This window comes from Nostoc sp. CHAB 5715 (genome assembly GCF_020829685.1).
Taxonomy (GTDB): Bacteria; Cyanobacteriota; Cyanobacteriia; order Cyanobacteriales; family Nostocaceae; genus Nostoc.
In genome coordinates, this window is sequence record NZ_JAIVFR010001061.1 from 1 (window position 1) to 2,406 (window position 2,406).

The window sequence follows — 2,406 nt, forward strand, 5'->3', positions numbered from 1 at the left end:
TGATGGAAATTCCCATAGAAAGTCTGTGGAGTCAGGTACTAGAGCGCCTACAGCTTGAACTATCCCGGCCCACCTTTGAAACTTGGATTAAAACTGCTAGTGCAGAGCGATTAGAAAATAATTGCTTGGTAATCCGTACTCCTAACCCATTTGCTCGTAATTGGTTACAGAAGTATTACATTAATACCATTGCTCATGTAGTACAAGATATTCTCGGTCATCCCGTAGGAATTTACATTACCGTTGCTCAAGGTGATGAAGTTTCCCATTTGAGTGAACGAGAGGTTTCTTGGGAATCATCAGATCCCAGCAGTATTTCCGAAGCTATTCCTAATCATAATCAAAAAACGACTGAATTAAACTCTAAATATGTCTTTTCGCGGTTTGTAGTTGGTGCTAACAATCGGATGGCTCACGCTGCTTCTTTGGCTGTTGCGGAATCTCCAGGTAAAGAGTTTAATCCTTTATTTTTATGCGGTGGCGTAGGTTTGGGTAAAACTCATCTCATGCAGGCTATTGGCCATTATCGCTGGGAAATTTCGCCTAATTGTAAAATATTTTATGTTTCGACTGAGCAGTTTACTAATGATTTAATTACAGCGATTCGTAAAGATAGTATGCAAAGTTTTCGAGAGCATTATCGAGCGGCTGATGTTTTATTAGTTGATGATATTCAGTTTCTTGAAGGGAAGGAATACACCCAAGAAGAATTCTTTTATACTTTTAATACTTTACATGAAGCTGGGAAACAAGTTGTCATTGCTTCTGACCGTCCTCCTAACCAGATTCCTAGCTTGCAAGAACGGCTTTGTTCTCGGTTTTCTATGGGGTTAATCGCAGATATCCAAAAGCCGGATTTAGAAACGAGAATGGCAATTTTACAAAAAAAAGCCGAGGATGAAAATATTAGTCTTCCCCGCAATGTGATTGAGTATATTGCTTCTAACTATACTTCTAATATTCGAGAATTAGAAGGAGCTTTAATTCGGGCGGTGGCTTATATTTCTATTTGGGGCTTACCGATGACGGTGGAGAATATCACACCAGTTTTAGAACCGCCTAATGAAAAAATGGCAGCTACCCCAGAAGCAATTTTAAAGGTGGTGGCGGATAATTTTGATGTTTCAATAGACGATCTCAAAAGTAACTCACGCCGAAGAGAGATTAGCTGGGCGCGTCAAATAGGAATGTATCTCATGCGCCAACACACGTCTCTGAGTTTGCCGAGAATTGGTGAGGAGTTTGGTGGTAAAGACCATACAACGGTAATCTATAGTTGCGATAAAATTACTCAACTCCACCAGAGCGATCGCACCTTAGCACAAACTCTACGTGAATTGAGCGATCGCATCAATATGACTAGCCGTTCTCAAAAACCATCCTGAAGATTGATTTGAGTTTTCCACAACCAGCACTACGATAATTAGCATTGAGGGCTGAATAATTAGTCAAGAATATTAAGTAACGTATAAAAATTGATTAAATTTAACTTATATTGTGGAAAAATCTTACTTTTTGTGGATAAATTTGGGGAAAACTTGAGATTTTGCTGCTAAAACTTAATTAAGTATAATTACCTTGTGGAAAAGCTCAAGTATTTTTCCACAAGTTTTCCACAAGGTAAACTTGCCTAATATCATATCCGGCTAAATACAAGTCAATTACGAACGCAGCGATAGCGGAGTGAAGTAATCGCAGAGTCAAAGGGAATTGCTTCGTTTCACTCCGTTCCACTCGCAATGACATATTGTAAGTGATTAAGCGGACATGATATAACGGATGATTTCAACAGAAATTGGGGAATTTTCTAGTAGTCTGTCAAATTTGTTGAGTTTGTAGTGAGCGCTTTAGCGCTCAAATCAAGGACTTTAGTCTTTACTACTAACTTATTCACCTATCATGATGATAAATAGGATGAGTCGGACAACTGTTCGACCTTGCAGCCTACCAAGCTATCCGACCCGGTTTTATATTCGGAGATTGTTACCAACCTCACTGGAGTAGGTCTGGACTCTTCTTGGGTACGCCCGATGAATTCCCATTCATCAGTTCTGACAGCAGAAGAGTGCTGAGGGGAGCCGCAACCACAACCCGAAAACCCACGTTGTTGTTCCTATTGTCACGCGCGTTCCTGTTGCGATTCGCCGAGCGGCAGTTCCTCGGATTGTTGTTCCACGAACCACCACGCAGCAGCCGGAAATGCCTACCCCAAAGTTAATTTTAACACGGCAGTAGTCCAGGGCTATTTCGTTCTATACTCTAAACGGCTAAAAGTTGAACTTTTTTAAAAGTCTGAAAATTAAGAGCCAACAAGCTAGATAGCTTTTCCTGTTTGTCAGTATTAGCAGTGTCAATACAGTTAGATATTGCTGACTTAAAATCAGCAAAGCTAGCATAGTATTTAGA

At 40.2% G+C, this 2,406-nt stretch carries 2 protein-coding genes; one reads left to right on the plus strand and one right to left on the minus strand.

The window, feature by feature from the left end; all coding sequences use genetic code 11:
* The first annotated feature begins 2 nt into the window (after nucleotides 1–2).
* Nucleotides 3–1,385: a chromosomal replication initiator protein DnaA gene (gene dnaA / locus LC574_RS35850; RefSeq protein WP_229458378.1), complete on the plus strand. Its 1,383-nt coding sequence runs from the start codon at nucleotides 3–5 to the stop codon at nucleotides 1,383–1,385.
* Between the two features lie 607 nt (nucleotides 1,386–1,992).
* Here dnaA and LC574_RS35855 read toward each other — a convergent pair.
* Nucleotides 1,993–2,193, minus strand: a complete 201-nt coding sequence (locus LC574_RS35855; RefSeq protein WP_267871796.1) for an SUMF1/EgtB/PvdO family nonheme iron enzyme — start codon at nucleotides 2,191–2,193, stop codon at nucleotides 1,993–1,995.
* Between the last annotated feature and the right edge of the window lie 213 nt (nucleotides 2,194–2,406).